The organism is Burkholderia sp. BE12 (assembly GCF_002959955.1).
Classification (GTDB): domain Bacteria; phylum Pseudomonadota; class Gammaproteobacteria; order Burkholderiales; family Burkholderiaceae; genus Burkholderia.
Map to the genome: position 1 here is coordinate 82722 of NZ_PREY01000010.1, position 20812 is coordinate 103533.

At 67.3% G+C, this 20812-nt stretch carries 23 protein-coding genes; 11 read left to right on the forward strand and 12 right to left on the reverse strand.

The window, feature by feature from the left end; translation table 11 throughout:
- Positions 1-70: 70 nt before the first annotated feature.
- The 3 genes from C4B30_RS13255 (at position 71) to C4B30_RS13270 (ending at position 3584) form a co-directional block, all read left to right on the forward strand.
- Positions 71-1387 carry a lipase family protein gene (locus C4B30_RS13255; RefSeq protein ID WP_027781725.1) on the forward strand — a complete coding sequence of 439 codons (1317 nt, stop codon included), beginning with the start codon at positions 71-73 and terminating at the stop codon, positions 1385-1387.
- Positions 1388-1581: 194 nt separating this feature from the next.
- Complete coding sequence (locus C4B30_RS13260) at positions 1582-2712, forward strand: 3-deoxy-7-phosphoheptulonate synthase (protein ID WP_027781724.1); 1131 nt, start codon at positions 1582-1584, stop codon at positions 2710-2712.
- Between the two features lie 443 nt (positions 2713-3155).
- Entirely contained in the window at positions 3156-3584 is a 429-nt protein-coding gene (locus tag C4B30_RS13270) for a PRC-barrel domain-containing protein (protein ID WP_027781723.1), read from the forward strand.
- A 61-nt stretch (positions 3585-3645) separates the two neighbouring features.
- On the opposite strand, the gene C4B30_RS13275 is transcribed toward C4B30_RS13270, so the two are convergent.
- The 7 genes from C4B30_RS13275 to dapF all read right to left on the reverse strand — a co-directional run bounded on the left by C4B30_RS13275 (position 3646) and on the right by dapF (position 9075).
- Positions 3646-4161 (reverse strand): Ohr family peroxiredoxin, encoded by a 516-nt coding sequence (locus tag C4B30_RS13275; RefSeq protein WP_027781722.1) that lies wholly within the window; start codon positions 4159-4161, stop codon positions 3646-3648.
- 25 nt (positions 4162-4186) lie between these two features.
- Complete coding sequence (locus C4B30_RS13280) at positions 4187-4942, reverse strand: SDR family oxidoreductase (RefSeq protein ID WP_027781721.1); 756 nt, start codon at positions 4940-4942, stop codon at positions 4187-4189.
- A gap of 205 nt (positions 4943-5147) precedes the next feature.
- On the reverse strand, positions 5148-6152 hold the full coding sequence (locus C4B30_RS13285; protein ID WP_027781720.1) for a LysR family transcriptional regulator: 1005 nt from the start codon (positions 6150-6152) through the stop codon (positions 5148-5150).
- Between the two features lie 110 nt (positions 6153-6262).
- On the reverse strand, positions 6263-6667 hold the full coding sequence (locus C4B30_RS13290; RefSeq protein WP_027781719.1) for a cupin domain-containing protein: 405 nt from the start codon (positions 6665-6667) through the stop codon (positions 6263-6265).
- A 64-nt stretch (positions 6668-6731) separates the two neighbouring features.
- Entirely contained in the window at positions 6732-7211 is a 480-nt protein-coding gene (locus C4B30_RS13295; protein ID WP_027781718.1) for a carboxymuconolactone decarboxylase family protein, read from the reverse strand.
- Between the two features lie 191 nt (positions 7212-7402).
- Entirely contained in the window at positions 7403-8287 is an 885-nt protein-coding gene (locus C4B30_RS13300) for an RNA polymerase sigma-70 factor (protein ID WP_027781717.1), read from the reverse strand.
- Positions 8284-9075 carry a diaminopimelate epimerase gene (gene dapF, locus C4B30_RS13305; RefSeq protein ID WP_230469048.1) on the reverse strand — a complete coding sequence of 264 codons (792 nt, stop codon included), beginning with the start codon at positions 9073-9075 and terminating at the stop codon, positions 8284-8286. The genes C4B30_RS13300 and dapF overlap by 4 nt, the downstream gene beginning before the upstream one ends.
- Between dapF and C4B30_RS35840 the strand changes: the two genes are divergently transcribed.
- The 4 genes from C4B30_RS35840 (at position 8968) to trhA (ending at position 12491) form a co-directional block, all read left to right on the forward strand.
- On the forward strand, positions 8968-9231 hold the full coding sequence (locus C4B30_RS35840; protein ID WP_230469105.1) for a hypothetical protein: 264 nt from the start codon (positions 8968-8970) through the stop codon (positions 9229-9231). The genes dapF and C4B30_RS35840 overlap by 108 nt on opposite strands.
- A 133-nt stretch (positions 9232-9364) precedes the next feature.
- Complete coding sequence (locus C4B30_RS13310) at positions 9365-11443, forward strand: carbon starvation CstA family protein (RefSeq protein ID WP_027781715.1); 2079 nt, start codon at positions 9365-9367, stop codon at positions 11441-11443.
- Between the two features lie 12 nt (positions 11444-11455).
- Positions 11456-11662, forward strand: a complete 207-nt coding sequence (locus tag C4B30_RS13315) for a YbdD/YjiX family protein (RefSeq protein WP_027781714.1) — start codon at positions 11456-11458, stop codon at positions 11660-11662.
- Between the two features lie 208 nt (positions 11663-11870).
- Entirely contained in the window at positions 11871-12491 is a 621-nt protein-coding gene (gene trhA, locus C4B30_RS13320; protein WP_027781713.1) for a PAQR family membrane homeostasis protein TrhA, read from the forward strand.
- Positions 12492-12550: 59 nt separating this feature from the next.
- Here trhA and C4B30_RS13325 read toward each other — a convergent pair whose 3' ends face one another.
- The 3 genes from C4B30_RS13325 to C4B30_RS13335 all read right to left on the reverse strand — a co-directional run bounded on the left by C4B30_RS13325 (position 12551) and on the right by C4B30_RS13335 (position 14876).
- Positions 12551-13963 (reverse strand): MFS transporter, encoded by a 1413-nt coding sequence (locus C4B30_RS13325; protein ID WP_027781712.1) that lies wholly within the window; start codon positions 13961-13963, stop codon positions 12551-12553.
- Positions 13960-14403, reverse strand: a complete 444-nt coding sequence (locus tag C4B30_RS13330) for a nuclear transport factor 2 family protein (RefSeq protein ID WP_027781711.1) — start codon at positions 14401-14403, stop codon at positions 13960-13962. The genes C4B30_RS13325 and C4B30_RS13330 overlap by 4 nt, the downstream gene beginning before the upstream one ends.
- A 119-nt stretch (positions 14404-14522) precedes the next feature.
- Entirely contained in the window at positions 14523-14876 is a 354-nt protein-coding gene (locus C4B30_RS13335) for a DOPA 4,5-dioxygenase family protein (protein WP_027781710.1), read from the reverse strand.
- Between the two features lie 495 nt (positions 14877-15371).
- Here C4B30_RS13335 and C4B30_RS13340 point away from each other — a divergent pair, with 495 nt between their 5' ends.
- The 3 genes from C4B30_RS13340 (at position 15372) to C4B30_RS13355 (ending at position 16878) form a co-directional block, all read left to right on the forward strand.
- Positions 15372-15749, forward strand: coding sequence for a hypothetical protein (locus tag C4B30_RS13340; protein WP_027781709.1), 378 nt, complete (start codon positions 15372-15374; stop codon positions 15747-15749).
- Between the two features lie 223 nt (positions 15750-15972).
- Positions 15973-16452: a hypothetical protein gene (locus C4B30_RS13350; protein ID WP_027781708.1), complete on the forward strand. Its 480-nt coding sequence runs from the start codon at positions 15973-15975 to the stop codon at positions 16450-16452.
- A 165-nt stretch (positions 16453-16617) separates the two neighbouring features.
- Positions 16618-16878: a hypothetical protein gene (locus C4B30_RS13355; RefSeq protein ID WP_027781707.1), complete on the forward strand. Its 261-nt coding sequence runs from the start codon at positions 16618-16620 to the stop codon at positions 16876-16878.
- A 149-nt stretch (positions 16879-17027) separates the two neighbouring features.
- On the opposite strand, the gene hpnH is transcribed toward C4B30_RS13355, so the two are convergent.
- Both hpnH and ispH read right to left on the reverse strand, forming a co-directional pair.
- A complete protein-coding gene (hpnH, locus tag C4B30_RS13360; protein WP_027781706.1) occupies positions 17028-18188 on the reverse strand; it encodes an adenosyl-hopene transferase HpnH in 1161 nt (386 codons plus the stop codon).
- Positions 18189-18200: 12 nt separating this feature from the next.
- On the reverse strand, positions 18201-19142 hold the full coding sequence (gene ispH / locus C4B30_RS13365) for a 4-hydroxy-3-methylbut-2-enyl diphosphate reductase (protein WP_027781705.1): 942 nt from the start codon (positions 19140-19142) through the stop codon (positions 18201-18203).
- Positions 19143-19543: 401 nt separating this feature from the next.
- Between ispH and C4B30_RS13370 the strand changes: the two genes are divergently transcribed.
- Positions 19544-20731 (forward strand): glycosyltransferase, encoded by a 1188-nt coding sequence (locus tag C4B30_RS13370; RefSeq protein WP_027781704.1) that lies wholly within the window; start codon positions 19544-19546, stop codon positions 20729-20731.
- The last annotated feature ends 81 nt before the right edge of the window (positions 20732-20812 follow it).

A 20812-nucleotide genomic window follows, 5' to 3' on the forward strand; every position in this document is an offset into this window, starting at 1 on the left:
CAATCGCGATGGTCTGAAACACCGCCGAACTTCCTTCGATGAAAGCAGGTTATCCAAGGGGCCCCCACCCATGTCCTCCAGACGTTCGATGATTGCCGCGGCTGCCGTGTCCGCCGCGCTGGGCATCGTTGCTCCGCCGGCCAGCGCCGGCGCGCCGGCCGTGTCCGATCCGTTCTATACGTACACCGGCGCCACGCCATTGGCATCGATTTCACCGGGCACGGTGCTGAAGACGCGCAATGTCACCTATCACGTGGCCGGCATTCCGACCGCGCTGACCGCGCAGCAACTGCTGTATCGCACCAACGACGCGCGGAACCAGCCCGTCGTCAACGTGACGTCCGTGATCCGGAGTCAGGTCAGCAACGGCCAGGCCATCTCGTACCAGTCGGCCTACGATTCGCTGAACCCGTACGACGAACCGTCGCAGGTGATCGCCGGCGACCGCAACGTGACCAAGGTCGTCAACGTCGGCACGTTGCTCTACAGCGCGGAATCGGTTCCGCTGTCGACACTGCTGCTGCTGGGCTACAACATCATCGTGCCCGATACGGAAGGCCAGACGGCAGACTTCGCCGCCGGCCCCGAATACGGGATGACGACGCTCGATTCGATCCGCGCGGCGCTCAATACGCCATCGACCGGCCTGAATCCGTCGAGCAAGATCGCGATGATCGGCTATTCCGGCGGTGCGATCGCGACGAACTGGGCCGCGCAACTCGCGCCGAGCTATGCGCCCGACGTCAACAGGCAACTCGTCGGCGCGGCGGAAGGCGGCGTGCTGGTCGACCCCGCACACAATCTGCGCTATGTGGACGGCAGTATCGTCTGGGGCGGCGTCGCCGCGGCCGCGCTCGCCGGGCTGTCGCGCGGCTACGGCTTCGACCTGACACCCTATCTCAGCGACACCGGCGTTGCCGTGTTCAAGGACATCCAGAGCCAGTCGCTCGCGTACATCCTGCCGAAGTACACGGGCCTGCACTGGGCGACGCTGTTCAAGCCGCAATACGCGAACGACATCAACGGCATTCCGGTGTATGTGACGTACGCGAACAAGGTGAATGCGGGGCTGGCCGCGTCGCCGACGATCCCGATGTTCATCGGCCAGGGCACGGCGGGCGCGCTCGACGGCACGTTCGGCAGCCAGGTGGGCGACGGCGTGATGCTGGCGTACGACGTGCGCGCGCTGGCGCAGAAGTTCTGCGCCAGCGGCACGCCGGTCACGTACACCGAGTATCCGCTCGAACATGTGGGCGCGATCGCGCCTTGGGTGGCCGGCATGCTGCCGTGGCTCTACGACCGCTTCAACGGGAAAGCCGCGCCGAGCAATTGCTGGCTGACGGCGCTGCTGCCGAGCAATTCGCTGGCGCCCGAGACGCCGCACTAGACGCGCCGGGCGGCGCAATGGAGGGCAGGGCGATCCGCCGCGGATCGCCCTTTTTTCATCCCGCGTTTCTCCGTCTGTCGGATTTACCTGACCGCAGTCGCCCCGCATCCCCGCCGTACCCGGCTACCACCTCTCCCCGGTGCCATAATCGAGCCTGGCCATCATTCCAGATAGACGTCCCCCGGAGAATCACCATGCAGAACCTCGACAATCCTTCCCACGATCGCGAGGTAGGCAGCGCCGACGCGACGCAGGACACCGCGCGCATCGACGACGTCCGCATCGGCGCCGTGCGTCCGCTGATTTCGCCGGCGTTGCTGCTCGACGAACTGCCGGTGCCGGCCGGCACGCAGACGCTCGTCGAGGATACGCGCCGCGCGATCGGCGATATCCTGCACGGCCGCGACGACCGGCTGCTGCTCGTCGTCGGCCCGTGCTCGATCCACGATCACGACCAGGCGCTCGATTACGCGCGCCGCCTGAAAGTTGCGGCCGATGCGCTGAAGGACGACCTGCTGATCACGATGCGCGTCTACTTCGAGAAGCCGCGCACGACGGTCGGCTGGAAGGGCTACATCAACGATCCGCGCCTCGACGGCAGCTTCCGCATCAACGAAGGGCTGCGCGCCGCGCGGCAACTGCTGCTCGACATCAACGCGCTCGGTCTGCCGGCGTCGACCGAATTCCTCGACCTGCTGAGCCCGCAGTACATCGCCGATCTGATCGCGTGGGGCGCGATCGGCGCGCGCACGACCGAGAGCCAGAGCCATCGCCAGCTCGCGTCGGGCCTGAGCTGCCCGATCGGCTTCAAGAACGGCACCGACGGCGGCGTGCAGGTCGCGTCGGACGCGATCGTCGCCGCGGCCGCGAGCCATGCCTTCATGGGGATGACGAAGATGGGGATGGCCGCGATCTTCGAGACGCGCGGCAACGACGATGCGCACGTGATCCTGCGCGGCGGCAAGAACGGGCCGAACTACGATGCGGAGCACGTCGAAGCGAGCTGCGCGGTGCTGCGCAAGGCCGGCTTGCGCGAGCAGGTGATGGTCGACTGCTCGCATGCGAACTCGAACAAGTCGCACGAGCGGCAGATCGAAGTGGCGCAGGATCTCGCACGGCAACTGTCGCAGGGCGAGCACCGGATCGTCGGCGTGATGGTGGAGAGCCATCTCGAGGCCGGGCGCCAGGATCTGAAGCCGGGCGTGCCGTTGCAGTACGGCGTGTCGATTACCGATGCGTGTCTGAGCTGGACGCAGACGGAGCCCGTGCTCGACGTGCTGGCGGAAGCGGTGCGGCATCGCAGGGTGTATTCGCGGAATGCATGACGCGGCGGGGCGGCACGCAGCTCGCCGCATCGTTCGATGTACCGAGAAGATCGGGTGCTCGTCCGTGAGGTTGTCCTGATCGATGGTCGGCGGCGCCATTTTTTTCGCGCCGCGCGCCCCAACCGTCTGCACGATCATTGATCCCGATCGGGTCGCCCCGGTTGCCACGTCGCACGCTCAACGCACGATCCGGCGAATGCCGCTACCATGAACACGTGTTGCTCGCCGCGGCCCGGCCACGCCGGTCCGCCACGCATACACGCCGTGGCGGCGCGGCCGTCCGCCACGCGACCGACGAAGCGCGGGGCGGCCATCCGTGGGGCGGCCATCCGCGGGGCGGCCATCCGCGGGGCGGCCATCCGCGGGGCGCTCACCGATCAGCCGTTGCGCCTGCGTCGCTTCGCTCCCGAAATCAACAACAACCGAACCGGAGTGCATTCCACATGAAGTTCTACAAGACCCTTCTCGCAGCAACCGTTCTCGCCTCGAGCGTCAGCGCGCACGCGCAGATCGCGGGCGCGCAGCCGATCAGCGTGACCGTCGAGCAATCGCAGGCGCTGCTCGAAGGCTGGAGCGTGAAGAAGAGCGTGCTCGGCAAGACCGTGTACAACGACGAGAACCAGAAAGTCGGCAAGGTGCGCGACCTGATCGTCGCGCCGGACGGCTCGGTGTCGGCCGCGATCGTGTCGGCCGGCGGCTTCCTCGGCGTGGCCGCGCACGACGTCGCGGTGCCGATCGCATCGCTCGACGTGCGCAACGGCAACATCTATTTGCCCGGTGCGACCAAGGATGCGCTGAAGGCCACGCCGGCGTTCCAGTACGCGAAGGTGCCGTCGCCGCCGAAGCCGAAGAAGCTCGACGAAAAGCACTGATCCGTCGTATCGATGCGGCGCCCGTTGCGCGATGCGGCGGGCGCCGCATTGTCATTTTCGCTCAACGCTTCGATGTGTCGTCCGCCGGCGCGAGCGCGACGATGTGGCGAATCCCTTCATGCGCCATCTTCGTATACGGACAGAAACGCTCCGTATTGCGAACGAGCTCTTCCGCCACCGCGCGTTCGACGCCCGGCAGCCGTACGCGAATGTTCGCGTTCAGCATGAACAGCCCGTCCACCGGATCGCGACAGAAGTCGATCGATGCGGCTACCGACGCGCCGGCGACCGACACGCCCGCCCGTGCAGCCAGCAGGCTCAGCGCGCCGTGAAAGCACGCCGCATAGCTGGCGGCGAACAACTGCTCCGGGTTCGGGCCGTCGCCGGGCCCGCCCAGCGCGGCGGGCAGGCGGAGCTCGACATCCAGGCACCCGTCGTCGGAACGCGCGACGCCCGATGCGCGGCCGTGCTCCGCCGCCCCGCCCGTGACGGTCACGGTCGTCGAGTACAGCGTCTGCGGTTCCCGGCCGCGATACCGGTCGAGCAGCGACAGCGGCGGCGGGTGCAGCGGCGTCATGGCGTGCGTGATCCGGCTGCGGCGTTCAGCGCACGAGCGCGTTCTGCCGGAACCACGCGTCGAAGGTCGTCGCGCCGAGCCGTGCACCGGGCGCCGGCACGAGCGTGTCGTCCTGCAGCACCGCGCCGAAGTAGTCGGCGCCCGCATCGGGCGTCACCGTACGCGCGTCGTGCGTGGCCGACAGGAACCGCTCGACCAGATCCGCGATCCGCACGCGCTCGGGGCCGCCGATTTCGGCGATGCCGTTGCGCGGCGCGTCGAGCGCGAAGTCGGTCACGGCGGCCGCGACGTCGTCCGATGCGATCGGCTGGAAGTGCGCGGTGCTCAACCGGATCGTATCGCCTTGCGCGCCGGCCTGCGCGATCGCCCCGACGAATTCGAAGAACTGCGTCGAGCGCACGATCGTGTACGGCACGCCTGCTTCGCGGATCAGGTTTTCCTGAATGATCTTGCCGCGGAAATACGCGCTCTGCTGCAGCCGGTCGGTGCCGACCACCGACAGCGCGACGTGATGGCGCACGCCGGCCGCGCGCTCCGCGGCGAACAGGTTGCGCCCCGACGCCTCGAAGAATGCCTTCACGGCCGCTTCCTCGAACGACGGGGAATTCGCGAGATCGACGACGACGTCCGCGCCGGCGAGCGCGTCGTCCAGTCCCTTGCCCGTGATCGTATCGACGCCGGTCGACGGCGCGGCCGCCACCGCGTCGTGGCCGCGTGCGATCAGGTTCCTGACGACCTTGCTGCCGATCAGGCCGGTACCACCAATCACGACGATCTTCACGATTGCTCTCCTTGAACGGGCGCGCGACATGCGCGCCGCTTTAACTGAACCTGCCGAAACCGGCGCTCATCGCGCTCGCGCGATCGGGCCCGTACCTTGCCGAACGGCGCCGTATTCGCGTGTCTATCGAACAGCCCGCATCGTAGGCGTGCGTCGCGTGATCCGGTAGAGGCCTGCAAGCCCTCACCATGTTGCCGCGAATGCATCAATCGACCGTCTCCAGCGGCGCCATCGTCGTCATCGTGGTCAGGCACTGCAGGTCGCGCGCACGCGTCTGTTCGATCATGTAGTCGATGAACACGCGGATGCGCGTGGGCAGGTGCTTGCGGCTCAGGTAGCAGAGATAGTGGCCGCCGTCGTCCGGCGCGTGCTGGCCGAGACAGCTCACCAGCCGACCGTCGGCGAGCAGGTCGCACACCTGGTACGCGGGCAGTTGCGCGATGCCGAGCCCGTCGAGCGCCGCGCGCACGACGAGATCGATGTCGTTGAACGTGTGATGCGCGGCGAGCTGGCGCTGCTGCGTCAGTCCGTCGATCCTGAATTCCCATTCCGTCACGCGGCCCGACGCGGTGCACAGGTTGATGCAGCGATGCCGGGCGAGGTCGTCGACGTGGCGCGGCAAGCCGTACCGGTGCGCGTACGACGGCGACGCACAGACGATCATCTGCATCGGAATCAGCCGGCGCGCGACGATCGCGCTGTCCTCCATGCGGCCGTCGCGAAACGCGACGTCGATGCGATCGGCGGAGAAGTCGGCCGGCCGGTCGTTCAACAGCAGGTCGAGCGTGATGTCCGGATATTGCGCATGGAAATCGCGCAGCAGCGGCGCGATGACCTTGCGGCCGAAGCCCGGCGTCGAGCCGATGCGCAGGTGCCCGCTCGGCGGCCCGCTGCGCAGCTCGCGCATGTCGTCGAGCGCCTGCGCCAGATGCTCGATGCCGGGCCGGCAGTTTTCGTAGAAGAGCTCGCCCTCGCGCGTCAGCGACATGCTGCGGGTCGTGCGCTGGAACAGGCGTGCGTCGAGCCGGTCCTCGAGCCGTTGCACGTGGCGGCTGACGGACGAGCGTCCGACGCCGAGGCGATCGGCGGCGCGCGCGAAGCTGCCCTCGGTGACGACGGCCAGAAAGGTGACCACGCCGGCATAGCAGGTCGAAAAACTGCGCGCGAACGGATCGTCGGCATCGGGGCGGCGAATGGAGGTGTCGGGCATGGGGGCGCTGGAATCGTAGTGTCCGTATGCGACTAGACGTTTCAGCGCTGCCGCCTGTGACACCGCCCGCCGCATTTTTTCAAAAAAGGCGTGGGCGGCGTGCGGGCCGGCTATTTTTCCGGCACGAGCACGGGCGCGCCCTTGTCCTTCAACAGCAGCACGATGAACTTCGCGGGCCGGGTCCGGCTCGCGTTGCGTCCAACCGTGTGCAGGTCGTTCGGGCCCTCGTAGAAGGTCTCGCCCGGCTTCAGCGTGACGGGCTCGCCGCCCTTCACCTGCATCACGATCGAACCCTCGACCACGTAGACGAACGCTTCGGCGTGGTGGCGGTGGACGGGGTCGACCGCGCCGGGCGGATACTCGACCGAGATCATCAGCGCTTCCTTGCCCGGGTATGCGTCGAGCGGCTTCGTCATCAGCGGCGTGACGACGGCCGAGGGCGCCGCGCGAACGGCGCCGATCGCGGCGCCCGCGACGACGAGCGCGGACGCGATCACGTGTTTCATGCGAATCATGGTGGTGGCTTCCGGTGGGCCGCCGGCCGACGGCCGGCAGCGAAGGGAGGGCGGTGGGCGGTCGTCAGGCGAGGTTCGCCTTGTCGAGGCCGAACGCCTTGTCGGACGACCCCGGCACGGTCCGGAACGCGACGTTCGCGCGGTTCCAGCCGTTGATCGCCATCACTTCGAACGTCAGGTCCGACAATTCCTTTTCGGAGAACTGGCCGCGCACGCGGTCGTAGAGATCGTCCGGCACGCCGTGCGCGGCCAGTGTCGTCAGCGCTTCGGTCCATGCGAGCGCGGCCCGCTCGCGCGGCGAGAAGAGCGTCGATTCGCGCCACGCCGCCAGATGGTGCAGGCGCAGCTCGCGCTCGCCGTGGATGCGCGCTTCCTTCACGTGCATGTCGACGCAGAACGCGCAGCCGTTGATCTGGGACGCCCGGAGCGACACGAGATCCCGGATCGATTCCTCGATCGCGCTGCTGCGCAGCTGGTTGCTGAGTTCGAGGAATTTCCGGAACAGCTCGGGCGACTGTTGAATGTAGTTGATACGCTGCGTCATGATTTCTCCTGGCGACGAAGAGGCTGGCCCGCGCTGCGCGGGTGTCGTGGGCGGCAGGGCGCCGCGCGAAATCATCTTAGGAGTGTGCGCCGGTGCGCGGTAGCCACGCACAGGGACGCATCGTGTTGCGCGCGCTGCACCAATCCGCGCCCGACCGCGGCCGCGGCCGGCGCCGGCGTGCGATGCGCGCGTCAGCCGGCCGCGCAGGCGGTCGCGATCCGGGCGAGCTTGTCGGGGTTGCGCTGCACGAGAATCCGGCCGATGCACGTACCGTCGGTCTCGAACGACATCGCCGCTTCGAGTTGTCCGCCGATGAAGCGCAGCATCGCCCACTGGCCGTTCAGCACGACCGGCCGCATCTCGACACCGCTGCCGCACCGCAACCACGTCGCATAGAACAGTTGAGCGATCCGCCGGCCGCCGACCATCGGTTTCGGGAAGCTCTGGACGTGACCGCCGCCGTCGCCGATCAGTATTGCGTCTTCGGCGAGCAGCGCCTGGATCGACGGGAAGTCGCCTTGCGCCAGCGCCTGCGTGAACGTCTTCAGCAGCCGGCGATGCGTTTCGTGCGGCACCGCGTGCCGCGGCAGGGTATCGTCGCGCAGCCGCGCCCGGGCCCGGCTGACGAGCTGCCGGCACGCGGCTTCGGTCTTGCCGATCGCGTCGGCGATCCGGTCGTAGTCGAACTCGAAGACTTCATGCAGCAGGAACGCCGCGCGCGCTTCCGGCGTCAGCCGTTCGAGCAACAGCAGGTACGCAACCGACACGTCGTTCGCGCGCTCCGTCATTTCCTCGGGCGTCGCGGGCGATTCGCCGAGCTCCGGTTCGGGCAGCCAGATACCCGCATAGTGCTCGCGCCGGAGCTTCGCCGCGCGCAGGCGATCGATCGACGTCCGCGTCGTGACCGCGACGAGCCACGCCTCGGCGTTCTCGATGCTGTCGCGCGCCGCGTCGTGCCAGCGCAGCCACACGTCCTGCACGATGTCCTCGGCATCCGCGACGGAGCCGAGCATCCGGTACGCGATCTTCTGCAGGCGCGGGCGCAGCGCGTGGAAAATTTGTGCGTCGTTGGTCATCGCAGCCATACTCCGCTGAACCCGAACGTCACGGGCCCGCTCAGGAACGCGCTGCCGGCGCCGTCCCATCGAACGATGACGTCGCCGCCATCGCACGTCACCCGCACGGTGTCGTCGAGCAGCCCGCGCCCGATGCCGTTGACCACCGCGCCGCACGAACACGAGCCGGAGCCGAGCGGCACGCCGCCGCCGCGTTCCCAGATACGTAGACGAATGTGCGTGCGGCTGACGACCTGCACGAAATGGACGTTGGTCTTCAGCGGAAACAGCGGATGCGCTTCGATCGCCGGGCCGAGCGCTTCGATGTCGAGCGCGGCGACATCGTCGACGAAGAACGTGCAGTGCGGATTGCCCATGCTGCATGCGGCCGGCGCACCGGGCAGCGGCAGCGCGAGCGTGTCGACGGCTTCCGCGACCGGCACGTCCTGCCAGTCGAGCCCCGGCGCGCCCATCTCGACGGTGATCAGCCCGTCCGCCTGCTGCGCACAGTGCAGCCGCCCGCGATTCGTGCGCAGCACGACCGACGCCGCACCGGTTTCCCGCATCAGCTTCCATGCGACGCCGCGCGTCGCGCTGCCGCAGGTATCGAGCGCCGAGCCGTCGGGATTCCAGAACGCGACGCGCGCGGCTGCCTCGTCACAGTCCGACACAACCGCGAGCTGGTTGAAGCCGATGCCGCGATGCCGATCGCCCATGCGCCGCACGAGATCGCGATCGATGCGCAACGCTGGATCGCTTTCCCGACCGCGCAGGTCGACGATGACGAAGTCATCGCCATTCGCGTTCATCTTTTGAAATCCGATCGGCATGGCGGTTCCGGAATGGAGGCAGGCGAATACTGTACGTGGCTCGCCGATCGCGAGCAATCGCGGCCTGATGGCGTGCAGGCGACAGGCATCTACGTAATTCTACGTAGCTCATCGTACGTAGTTGTGCGCTTGTAAGCCTCCCCCGTCGCGCGGAATACTACGGCCCACCGCCGCGGCTTCCACGAGACGCGGTTCGACGCATCGACGTCACGCGGGTTCGGCCCTTCGCCGCATCCACTCAAAAACACATTGGAGACCAGGAGACGCCATGAATCGGGCTTCCAGTACCCTGCTCTGGATCGCGGTCGCGCTGCTCGGCGCGTTCGCATTCGGCACGATCGCACTCGCGCACGGCGAGCGCGTCAGTGCCCTCTGGATCGTGATCGCCGCAGTCTGCGTGTATCTGATCGCGTATCGCTTCTACAGCCGTTTCATCGCCAGCAAGGTCATGCAGCTCGACGGGCTGCGGATGACGCCGGCGGTCAAGTACAACGACGGCCTCGACTACGTGCCGACCAACAAGTACGTGCTGTTCGGCCATCACTTCGCCGCGATCGCCGGCGCCGGGCCGCTCGTCGGCCCCGTGCTCGCCGCGCAGATGGGCTACACGCCCGGCATGCTGTGGATCCTGGCCGGCGTCGTGTTCGCCGGCGCGGTGCAGGACTTCATCGTGCTGTTCATCTCGACGCGCCGCGACGGCCGTTCGCTCGGCGACCTCGTCAAGATGGAGCTCGGCACGGTGCCCGGCGTGATCGCACTGTTCGGCGCGTTCCTGATCATGGTGATCATCCTCGCGGTGCTCGCGCTGATCGTCGTGAAGGCGCTGACCAATTCGCCGTGGGGCACGTTCACCGTCGCCGCGACGATTCCGATCGCGCTGTTCATGGGCATCTATACGCGCTACATCCGCCCGGGCCGCATCGGCGAAGTATCGATCATCGGCTTCGTGCTGCTGATGGCGTCGATCGCGTTCGGCCAGACCGTGCACGACTCGCCGGCGCTCGCCGCATGGTTCACGTTCAACGGCACGCAGCTCACGTGGATCCTGATCGGCTACGGCTTCGTCGCGTCGGTGCTGCCGGTGTGGCTGCTGCTCGCGCCGCGCGACTATCTGTCGACGTTCCTGAAGATCGGCACGATCCTCGGCCTCGCGATCGGCATCCTGGTCGTCGCGCCGGAACTGAAGATGCCCGCGCTGACGAAGTTCGTTGACGGCACGGGTCCGGTGTGGTCGGGCAACCTGTTCCCGTTCCTGTTCATCACGATCGCGTGCGGCGCGGTGTCGGGCTTCCACGCGCTGATCTCGTCGGGCACGACGCCGAAACTGATCGACAACGAAACCAACGCGCGCTTCATCGGTTATGGGGCGATGCTGATGGAATCGTTCGTCGCGATCATGGCGCTGGTCGCCGCGTGCGTGATCGAGCCGGGCATCTACTTCGCGATGAACGCACCGGCCGCCGTGCTCGGCTCGACGCCGGAAGCCGTCGCGAACACCGTCACGCAATGGGGCTTCGTGCTGACGCCCGACATGCTCACGCAGACCGCGAAGGCCGTCGGCGAAACGACGATCATCGCGCGCGCGGGCGGCGCGCCGACGCTGGCCGTCGGCATGGCGCACATCCTGCATCAGGTGATCGGCGGCGAAGCGATGATGGCGTTCTGGTATCACTTCGCGATCCTGTTCGAGGCGCTGTTCATCCTGACGGCCGTCGATGCAGGCACGCGCGCGGGCCGCTTCATGCTGCAGGATCTGCTCGGCACGTTCCACCCGGCGCTCAAGCGCACCGAGTCGCTGCCCGCGAACCTCGTCGCCACCGCGCTGTGCGTGGCCGCGTGGGGCTACTTCCTGTACCAGGGCGTGGTCGATCCGCTCGGTGGCATCAACACGCTGTGGCCGCTGTTCGGCATCTCGAACCAGATGCTCGCCGCGATCGCGCTGGTGCTCGGCACCGTCGTGCTGTTCAAGATGAAGCGCGAGCGCTATGCGTGGGTGACGATCGTGCCGACCGTGTGGCTGCTGATCTGCACGCTGACGGCCGGCTGGCAGAAGATTTTCGACGCGAACCCGAAGGTCAGCTTCCTCGCGCATGCCGCGAAGCTGCAGGCCGCGGTGGACGAAGGCAAGGTGCTCGCGCCGGCGAAGTCGATCGCGCAGATGAAGCGCATCATCTTCAACGACTACATCGATGCGGCGCTGGCCGGGCTGTTTATCTTCGTCGTCGTGGCGATCGCGGTGTACGGCGTGATCGCCGTGCTGCGCGCGCGCCGCGAGTCGAAGCCGACCGTGCGCGAGACGCCGTACGAAGCGATGCCGGCCGCGCAGGCGCTCGGCAGCGGACGTTAAGGGGAGGCCGCGATGTTCACCGATCTTGGCAGCGACCTGCGCAGCGCGGGGCGTTACCTCGGGCAGGCGTTGCGGCTGATGGTCGGCCTGCCCGACTACGATACCTACGTCGCGCACATGCGCGAAACCCATCCGGACCGCGAGCCGATGACGTACGAGGAATTCTTCCGCGAGCGTCAGAATGCGCGGTACGGGTCGGGAGCAGGGAAGTGTTGCTGAACCGGGCCGTCGCAATGAACTGACGAATCGGTTCGGTATCGAAACGGAAAGCGCCGCGATGGCCATCGCGGCGCTTTTTCTTTGGCGGGCCGGCCGCGCGCATCGCGCGGCGCCCGCGCGCCGTTTGCCCAGGCGCGGCACGGCCGCATCCGGCCGCCGGTATCATGAGGGCTATTTCTTTTCCCGATGGACCGCAGGAGAACACGTCGTGCATGTCGGTGAGCGTTTCAACAGCATTTCCCATCTCGTCGGCGCGGTGCTGTCGGTGGCAGGTCTCGTCGCGCTCGTGACGATGGGCGCGCTCGAAGGCGATCCGTACAAGGTGGTGAGCTTCAGCGTGTACGGCGCGATGCTGATCCTGCTCTACGCGATCTCGACGGCGTATCACAGCGTGCGCAACCCGCGCCTGAAGGCGATCCTGCAAAAATGCGACCATTCGGCGATCTACCTGCTGATCGCCGGCAGCTACACGCCGTTCACGCTGGTCACGCTGCGCGGCCCGTGGGGCTGGTCGCTGTTCGGCGTGAGCTGGGGGCTCGCCGTGTTCGGCATCGTGCAGGAGCTCACGCTCGGGCGCCGTACGCGCCTGCTGTCGATGATCCTGTACGTGCTGATGGGCTGGCTCGCGCTCGTCGCCGTGCGGCCGCTGATCCATGCGCTGCCCCCGACCGGCACCGCATGGCTCGTGGCCGGCGGCGTGATCTACAGCGCGGGGATCTACTTCTTCATCAACGACGAACGCATTCGCCACGGGCACGGCATCTGGCATCTGTTCGTGCTGGCCGGCAGCCTGTGCCAGTTCGTCAGTGTGGCGATGTATGTCGCGTGAAGGGAATGCGGCGTTGACCCTCTGACGACGCGCCATGCGCGCGTCTGCCGACGCATTCGCTACCGGCGCGTGGCGGCCTGCAGGTGCGCGTCCGGGTCGCCGGTTGCCGATGTCGCCCGAGCCGTGATCCACCACGTCGCCGCGGCGAGCGCGGACACGCCGGTCGCCATGCCCAGCGCCGCCCGCATGGCGGCCGGAAACGGCTGCAGCGTCGCGATGCACGCACCGAAGATCGCCACCCCGAGCGCCGACCCGCTCTGCCGCGCTGCGTTCAGCGCGGCCGCCGCCACGCCGGCGCGGCGCCGGTCGACCGTCCCGAGCGCCGGCGACGTCGCGGCCGGCGAGATGAACCCCGATGCGAAGCCGATCGCGAGCATCGGCGCGACGGCGAGCCACGCGGGTGTCGTCGCACCCATGCTCGTCATGCCGAGCGCGCCGGCCGCATAGAGCCCGAACGCCGCACACATCGTTCCGCGCGCGCCGAAGCGCGCCACGACCCGCCCCGAGCACAGCCCGCCGAGCGCGACCATCGCGGTCATCGGCAGGAACGCGAGCCCCGTGTCGAGCGGGCTGGCGCCGCGAATCTGCCGATAGAACAGGCTGAGCACGAACAGCAATCCGTAGAACACGAATGCCGATGCCATCGACACGAACGTCGATCCCGCGAACAGCCGATTGCGGAAGAATGCGAGCGGCAGCATCGGCTCGCGGCGCCGCGCTTCGATCGCGATGAACGCGATCCACGCGACGACGCTCGTCACCGCGCCGCCGACGATCGGCGCCGAGCGCCAGCCGAGCGACGGGCCTTCGATCAGCGTGCCGATCAGCGCCGCGATCGCGACGATGGCCGCCGCCTGACCGCCCCAATCGACATGCCGCGATGCGTCGACGTCGACGGCGGCGCGTGCGACCGTGCGGCCGAGCCAGATGCCGGCGAGCCCGAGCGGCAGGTTCACGAAGAAGAGGCTCCGCCACCCGAACAGATGGATCAGCAGGCCGCCGATCAGCGGGCCCGACGCCATCGCAATGCCGCCGCAACCCATCCACACGCTGATCGCCGACGCGCGCGCGGCCGGTTCGGGGAAGGTGCGGTTGATCAGCGCGAGCGAGCAGGGCACCAGCATCGCGCTGCCGACGCCTTGCAGTGCACGGGCGGCGGCAAGCGCCGCGAGAGTCGGCGCGACGCCGCACAGCGTCGACGCGGCGACGAACACCGCCAGCCCCGCGACATAGACGGTGCGGTCGCCGAGCCGGTCACCGAGCGTGCCGCCCGTCATCAGCAGGCTCGCGAACGCCAGCGTGTACGCGTTCACGATCCATTGCAAGCCGGCCACGTGGCTGCCGAACGTGTGCGCGATGTCGGTGAGCGCGACGTTGACGATGGACGCGTCGAGCAGCACGAGCGTGTAGCTCACGCAGGTCGTGGCGAGCACGCGGCGGCCCGCCGACCGGTTCGGCGCGGCGGCTGTCATGTGTGGTCGGACGCCGACGCGGCGGCCTGCAGCGCGAGAAAGCCGACCCATCCCCAATACACACGATGATGCGCGATCAACCCGTCGCGGAGATCCATTACTTCGACGAGATCCACCTGATCGCCGTCCGGCGTCTCGCGAGGGTATTCCCAGGCGAGCTGGCGGCCGTTCGAGAAGAACAGCCCGGTCCGGTACCAGCGCCCGAGCCTGTTTTGCGGATTGCGCAAGCCGGCCGCGAAGAATGCGCCGATCGCGGCCTTGCCGTGCAGCACGCCCGAGCCGTGCTTGGGCAGCGTGGCGACGAGGAGCGGCGTTTCGAGCACCGCGTCGTCGGCATACAGCGCCATCAGTGCGTCGAGGTCGCGCGCGCCGACGGCCGCGTGCCAGTCTTGATGGACGCGCCGGGCGTCGGCGTCGGCGTCGGTATCTGCGGGTGTCATGGCGGGTTTCCGGAGGGGGATCACGGAAACCACTGTAGGGGCGCGCCGCCGCGAGACGTTTCACGTCGACCCGAAACGTGGATGCCTCGTCGCGGCAAGGGCGTTCGGGCGTTCGCCCCTCAGCCGGCCAGCGCGTCGAGATTCAGCACATACGACTTGCCGATCCACACCGCCGAATCGCGATGATCGCGCAGGTCGTCGCCGGTATTCGGATGCAGGAAGATGTCGAGCGCGCCGTGGTTCAGCACGAGCCACGGCACGATGTCGTCGAATCGCGCGGCGTCGAACGCGATCTGGTACGACCAGGCCGGATGCGGGCCGACGAGGCGTTCGTGAAAGCGGCCGAGTGCGATGACCGCGCCGAACCGCGCGTCGACGACCTGGCGAAACGCCCAGGCCGCGTCGCGGCTCGCCGCATCGAAATAGACGTGCGCGTGCCAGCTGTCGATGGAGGTAGTGTCGAGGGCGGCCATGGGAAGACTCGATTAAAAAGGGGAATGCCTGAGATGCCGTGCGAAACGGCCGATGCTTGATTATCGCGCGTCCTTGCCGATTGCGTCGTGTCTCAATCCGGCAAGCCGATGCGATGACTTGTCCTATATCGGAAGAATCGGCCGATCCGATGAAGCCGTTTCGGCGGTATTCCGGTATCCGCGTGCGCGATATCACGTCGGCGCCTTGTGGGCAGGTGCGCTGACCGGAACCGAACAGGCAACACGTCGTTTCGGAAATTGAAAGAGCGGGGTGAGCATCTCACCGGATCGCTGGTAAAAATCCGATCAGATCGTTGAATGAAATAAAGAAATTCCATTGCGAAGGGATTCGCGAATGGCGCCGTTCGCACACCGAATGCGCGGCTGAAAATAATAATTGCGGATTCGGCTATTCAAGCGGCATGTGGCGCGACATACGATGATTTCAACGCATCGATGATGGATCGATGCGGGGACAACCATCTGGAGGCCATTATGCGATCCCTCGTTCCCGTTGCCGTTCTTTCCTGCACACTCGCTGCGCTGCCGGCCGTCAGCTTCGCGCAGTCGAGCGGTGCCGGCGGCACGCCGCATGCCGCGTCGTTGACCTGGGCGGCGGCGCGTGCCGAAACCAATGTGCAACTGATGCAGATGACGCGTGCCGGCTATCGCGCGACGACGGCCGGCAACCAGAACTATCCGCTCGCGATGCAGCGGGCGCTCGAGCGCGTGAACAACCCGATACCCGACCGGTGGCGCGACGACAAGGCCGCGATGCAAGCGCGGGCGGCCCGCGACGCGCGGAGCGGCCATCCGGTGAAGGCGTTCTTCGTGAAAACCGCGTACTACCTGAAGGGCGAGAACACGTTTTGATGCAGGAGACGAACATGGCATGCCCCGACCGATGGTCCCGCGTGTTACGTGCGTCGCCGATACGCAGGCTGCCCGAGACGTGTGCGGCGCGACGGCGCGCTGATGTGCACGGCATGCGACGCCGGGCGAACACATTGAGCGACGCGGGCCGCAGCGCCGTCATGTGCCGCGGTGGGTGGCCCGGGGCGGCGGAGGACGACGCGTCCGCGAACGAGGGCGAATCATGAAAGCTACCCGAAAAGGACGTCGCCATCCGCCGTTGACACGCGAATGGCTGCTGCCGCTGCCGCCCGCGCATGCACGCGACATCTCGCTGAAATGCCATATGGCGCTGGTCGCGCTGCGCGGCGGGCACGGTAGCGAAACCTTGCTGATGCGGCTGCGCACGAGCGCGTATCTGGTGTTCCTCGCGCTCGACGATGCGGTCTCCCCCGACGCGACCATCGACCTGTGCGTCGACGCGGAGCGCGTGCTGGACGCGAGCGTGGCGCGCGCCGCGCAAACCGGTGCCTGGACGCTGCACGACGACGAATGCGCGGTGCTCGAACGCGTGCTCGCCGCGCACGACGCATGCGTCGCGACGCTCACGCGGCATCGGCTGGCGGAATTGTGGCGTCATGTCTGCACGTTTGCTTGCGCCGAACAGCCGGGGCTGGTCGCGCAGGCCGCGGCGAAGATGCAAGAGCCGGCCGTTCTGCACTGAATGGCTGCCGGTGGGCCGTGTTTCGTACGCGTCCCATTCCATCGCGCGGCCGTGCACCGTCTAATGACATGACTGGAACCCGGCGAGTCCGGGCGACGACGATCCATCGTCGCGTTGGCGGCGAACGTGCATGTCGACGCGAGCGCATTTCAGTCAGGAGGAGCGATGGCGCTATACAGGAGCGGTGGCTACTTCACGTGCGGAAGTGGCCGCGCATTCAGCGAGAACCTGCCGCCGGGCAGCAAGGTGACGGTGGCGGGCATCTATCGATGCACCGTGTGCGGCGACGAAATCGGTATTGCGAAATCGCAGACGTTGCCGGCCGAGGAAGCGCATCCGCACGATCTCGATCCGCCGTCCGACCCGCTGCTCGATCGGGGGCCGACTGCCTGGCAACTCATTGCCGCGGCGGAATCGCGAAGCTAGGCAACCGACGGCCGCCCCCGCACGCAGGCGCGCAAGCGCGATGCGTCACACGGCGTCCATCAAAACAAAAAGCGCCGCGGAGCGAACCCCGTGGCGCTTTTTCGATGCGTGGCCGCTGAAGGCGTGAACCTTCGCGCGGCGAAACGCGCTTAAGCCGCCGTCGCCGACTTCGCCGGCTTCTGCAGCTTGCCCTTGCCGGCGCGCTGGATTTCCTCGAGCTTGATCTCGACGTGGCGCGAGAACACGTACTCGGCCGGACGCTGCTTCGCGATCGAGATGTCCGGTGCGAACGGGCCGTCGGTCTTGATGCCCTTGCGGCTCACGCGCAGCGCCTTCAGCGGGTTCGAGATCGTGTCCATCACGGCCGTGGCCTCGAAGCCGCAGTGGACCATGCAGTCGGCGCACTTCTCGTAGTTGCCGACGCCGTAGTTGTCCCACTCCGTCGTTTCCATCAGTTCCTTGAAGGTCTTCACGTAACCTTCGCCGACCAGGTAGCACGGCTTCTGCCAGCCGAACACCGTACGCGCCGGGTTGCCCCACGGCGTGCACTTGTACGTCTGGTTGCCGGCCAGGAAGTCGAGGAACAGCGACGACTGGCTGAACGACCAGCGCTTGCCGCCTTCGCCGCGCTTCAGGATTTCGCGGAACAGGTTCTTCGTCTTGTCGCGGTTCAGGAAGTGCTGCTGATCCGGCGCGCGCTCGTACGCGTAGCCCGGCGACACGGTGATGCCGTCGACGCCGATCGGGCCCAGCGTGTCGAAGAACTTCGCGACGCGCTCCGGCACCGCATCGTTGAACAGCGTGCAGTTGATGTTCACGCGGAAGCCGCGGCGCTTCGCTTCCTTGATCGCCGCGACGGCCTTGTCGTACACGCCTTCCTGCGACACCGAGTGATCGTGTGCTTCCTTGTCGCCGTCGAGGTGGACCGACCAGACGAAATACGGGCTCGGCGCGTAGTCGTCCATCTTCTTTTCCATCAGCAGCGCGTTCGTGCACAGGTACACGAACTTCTTGCGCTTCGTGATGCCCTTGACGATTTCCGGCATCTCCTTGTGGAGCAGCGGCTCGCCGCCTGCGATCGACACGACGGGCGCGCCGCACTCGTCGACGGCCTGCAGGCATTCCTCGACGGAAAGACGCTGGTTCAGGATCGGATCCGGATAATCGATCTTGCCGCAGCCGTTGCACGCGAGGTTGCAGCGGAACAGCGGCTCGAGCATCAGCGCGAGCGGATAGCGTTTGTTGCCGGACAGGTGCTGGCGCACGATGTAGGCGCCGACACGAACTTGCTGGAGCAGCGGAATAGACAAGGTATGTCCTCCTTAAACTTCGCGGGCGACAGCTTGCATGAGCTTCGCCGGCAACTTGAATTCGACTTTTTCTTCACGGCCCGCCATCGTCGCGACATCGACGGGCCCCAGCGCGCGCAGCGCGCCGATTACATCCTCGACCATTTCCTCGGGCGCCGACGCGCCGGCGGTCAGGCCGACCGTCTGCACGCCCGCGAACCATTCGGCCTTCACTTCCGAGCCGTCGGCGACGAGATAGCTCGGCACACCGCTTTCGGTGCCGATCTCGCGCAGGCGGTTCGAGTTCGAACTGTTCGTCGCACCGACGACGAGCAGCACGTCAACCTGTTCGCTCAGCTCGCGCACGGCGGCCTGGCGATTCTGCGTGGCATAGCAGATGTCGCGCGTGTCCGGGCCGACGAGGTCGGTGAACCGGCGCTGCAGCGCTTCGATGATGCCGCGCGTGTCGTCGACCGACAGCGTGGTCTGCGTGATGTACGCGACCGGCGTATCGACGGGCAGCGTCAGCGTATCGACTTCGGCTTCGCTCTGCACGAGGATCACCTCGGCCGGAATCTGGCCGATCGTACCCTCGACTTCCGGGTGGCCCGCGTGGCCGATCAGGATCAGCCGGCGGCCCGCCGCGACATACTGGCGGCCCTGCACGTGCACTTTCGTGACGAGCGGGCAGGTCGCGTCGAGCACGTCGAGCCCGCGCGCTTGCGCGTCGTGCTCGACCGTCTGGGCGACACCGTGCGCGCTGAAGATCGCGACAGCGCCGTGCGGCACCTCGTCGAGTTCCTCAACGAATCGTGCCCCTTTATTTCGCAGATTTTCGACGACATGCCGGTTATGCACGATCTCATGACGCACATAGACCGGCGCACCGTGCTGTTGCAGCGCGCGATCGACGATCTCGATCGCACGGACAACCCCCGCACAGAAGCCGCGGGGCTGGGCAAGGATGACTCGCATAAGTGAGCGAACTCCGACGACAGATACCGGGGTTCGAGGAGCTGGCACTGCTCGCTCGCCCCGGCTTGATGTTATGAAGGCAGGAACGAACCGGCCGGCCAGGCCCCGGAACCCCGAATTAATCGCGCATTTTAACCCTATCGCGCCGTCCTTGCTTCGGTGCCGTATCGGCATCGTTGCAATTGCGGGAGAGCCGCGTCGGCGCTGGCGCGCGCGGAACCCGGTAAACTGCGCGGTTTCGCGGTCGGCCGCTCCGGCTGCCCGCCATCGCGCTCATTTCAAGGCCATTCGATGACCGTCGATTCTTACGCGTATTGCCCGTCCGACCATGCGGCGTCGGGTGTTTCGTTTCTGACCCCTATTCATACCGAATGCGCTGGCGCACGGCAGGAGGCATGCCGATGATGCTGGCGATCGCTTTTCTGGTGTCCGGCCTGTCGCTGGTGATCTGGATCGTGCTGCTCGTCGCGCGCGGCGGCTTCTGGCGCGCGCAGCCCGCGCGGCCGCTGCCGCCCGATGCGCGCGGCGCCGCGGCCGAAGCCGGCTGGCCTGCCGTCGTGGCGGTCGTGCCGGCGCGCAACGAAGCCGACGTGATCGCCCGCGCGGCGACTTCGCTGCTCGAGCAGAACTATCCGGGCGACTTCCATCTGATCATCGTCGACGACCACAGCGACGACGGCACCGCCGACGCGGCCCGCGCGGCCGCGCTCGCGATCAACCGCGCCGACCGGCTGACGGTGCTGACCGCGAAGCCGCTGCCGGCCGGCTGGTCGGGCAAGGTGTGGGCGCAGTCGCAGGGGATCGCGGCGGTGCAGACGCTCGGCCTGCCGGCCGATTACCTGCTGCTGACGGATGCCGACATCGGCCATCCGCCCGACGCCGTCGCCCAGCTCGTCACGCGCGCGCAGGCCGAGAATCGCGATCTCGTGTCGCTGATGGTGCGGCTGCGCTGCGACTCGTTCTGGGAAAAGGCGTTGATCCCGGCGTTCGTGTTCTTCTTCGCGAAGCTGTACCCGTTCTCGTGGATCAACAATCCGCGCAACCGGACGGCCGGCGCGGCGGGCGGCTGCATGCTCGTGAAGCGCACGGCGCTCGAGGAAGCGGGCGGCATTGAATCGATTCGCGGCGCGCTGATCGACGACTGCAGCCTCGCCGCGCAGATCAAGCATCGCGGCACCGGCCGCCATCCGATCCGGCTCGATCTCGCCGATCGCAGCGTGTCGCTGCGCCCGTACGACAGCTGGCGCGACATCTGGAACATGATCGCGCGCACCGCGTTCACCCAGCTGCACTATTCGCCGCTGCTGCTGGCCGGCACGCTGCTCGGGATGACGATCATCTACCTGGCGCCGCCCGTCGCCGCGCTCGCCTACGGCGCGCGCGCGTGGCCGGCGTGGCTCGCGTGGGCGTCGATGTGCGCCGCCTATGCGCCGATGCTGCGCTACTACCGTCGCTCGCCGCTGTGGGCGCCCGCGCTGCCGCTCGTCGCGCTGTTCTACGTCGGCGCGACGTTCGCTTCCGCATGGCGTTACTGGCGCGGCAAGGGCGGCCAGTGGAAGGCGCGCGTGCAGGCGCCGGTGGAGCGCTGAGTGTGTTCCGGGAGGCGTGCCTCCCGGCAGCCGGAAAGCAAACAGCCCGATCGGTGCGGACCGATCGGGCTGTTTCGTTTT

Coding starts and splice junctions, on each gene's coding strand:
- C4B30_RS13310 (WP_027781715.1), top strand. CDS start 9,365: ATGAATCGGGCTTCCAGTACCCTGCTCTGGATCGCGGTCGCGCTGCTC.
- ispH (WP_027781705.1), bottom strand. CDS start 19,142: ATGCGAGTCATCCTTGCCCAGCCCCGCGGCTTCTGTGCGGGGGTTGTC.
- C4B30_RS13350 (WP_027781708.1), top strand. CDS start 15,973: ATGAAAGCTACCCGAAAAGGACGTCGCCATCCGCCGTTGACACGCGAA.
- C4B30_RS13295 (WP_027781718.1), bottom strand. CDS start 7,211: ATGACGCAGCGTATCAACTACATTCAACAGTCGCCCGAGCTGTTCCGG.
- C4B30_RS13370 (WP_027781704.1), top strand. CDS start 19,544: ATGATGCTGGCGATCGCTTTTCTGGTGTCCGGCCTGTCGCTGGTGATC.
- C4B30_RS13255 (WP_027781725.1), top strand. CDS start 71: ATGTCCTCCAGACGTTCGATGATTGCCGCGGCTGCCGTGTCCGCCGCG.
- C4B30_RS13290 (WP_027781719.1), bottom strand. CDS start 6,667: ATGATTCGCATGAAACACGTGATCGCGTCCGCGCTCGTCGTCGCGGGC.
- C4B30_RS13275 (WP_027781722.1), bottom strand. CDS start 4,161: ATGACGCCGCTGCACCCGCCGCCGCTGTCGCTGCTCGACCGGTATCGC.
- C4B30_RS13340 (WP_027781709.1), top strand. CDS start 15,372: ATGCGATCCCTCGTTCCCGTTGCCGTTCTTTCCTGCACACTCGCTGCG.
- C4B30_RS13355 (WP_027781707.1), top strand. CDS start 16,618: ATGGCGCTATACAGGAGCGGTGGCTACTTCACGTGCGGAAGTGGCCGC.
- dapF (WP_230469048.1), bottom strand. CDS start 9,075: ATGAACGCGAATGGCGATGACTTCGTCATCGTCGACCTGCGCGGTCGG.
- C4B30_RS13300 (WP_027781717.1), bottom strand. CDS start 8,287: ATGACCAACGACGCACAAATTTTCCACGCGCTGCGCCCGCGCCTGCAG.
- C4B30_RS35840 (WP_230469105.1), top strand. CDS start 8,968: ATGCCGATCGCCCATGCGCCGCACGAGATCGCGATCGATGCGCAACGC.
- C4B30_RS13330 (WP_027781711.1), bottom strand. CDS start 14,403: ATGACACCCGCAGATACCGACGCCGACGCCGACGCCCGGCGCGTCCAT.
- C4B30_RS13270 (WP_027781723.1), top strand. CDS start 3,156: ATGAAGTTCTACAAGACCCTTCTCGCAGCAACCGTTCTCGCCTCGAGC.
- C4B30_RS13315 (WP_027781714.1), top strand. CDS start 11,456: ATGTTCACCGATCTTGGCAGCGACCTGCGCAGCGCGGGGCGTTACCTC.
- C4B30_RS13335 (WP_027781710.1), bottom strand. CDS start 14,876: ATGGCCGCCCTCGACACTACCTCCATCGACAGCTGGCACGCGCACGTC.
- C4B30_RS13325 (WP_027781712.1), bottom strand. CDS start 13,963: ATGACAGCCGCCGCGCCGAACCGGTCGGCGGGCCGCCGCGTGCTCGCC.
- C4B30_RS13260 (WP_027781724.1), top strand. CDS start 1,582: ATGCAGAACCTCGACAATCCTTCCCACGATCGCGAGGTAGGCAGCGCC.
- C4B30_RS13285 (WP_027781720.1), bottom strand. CDS start 6,152: ATGCCCGACACCTCCATTCGCCGCCCCGATGCCGACGATCCGTTCGCG.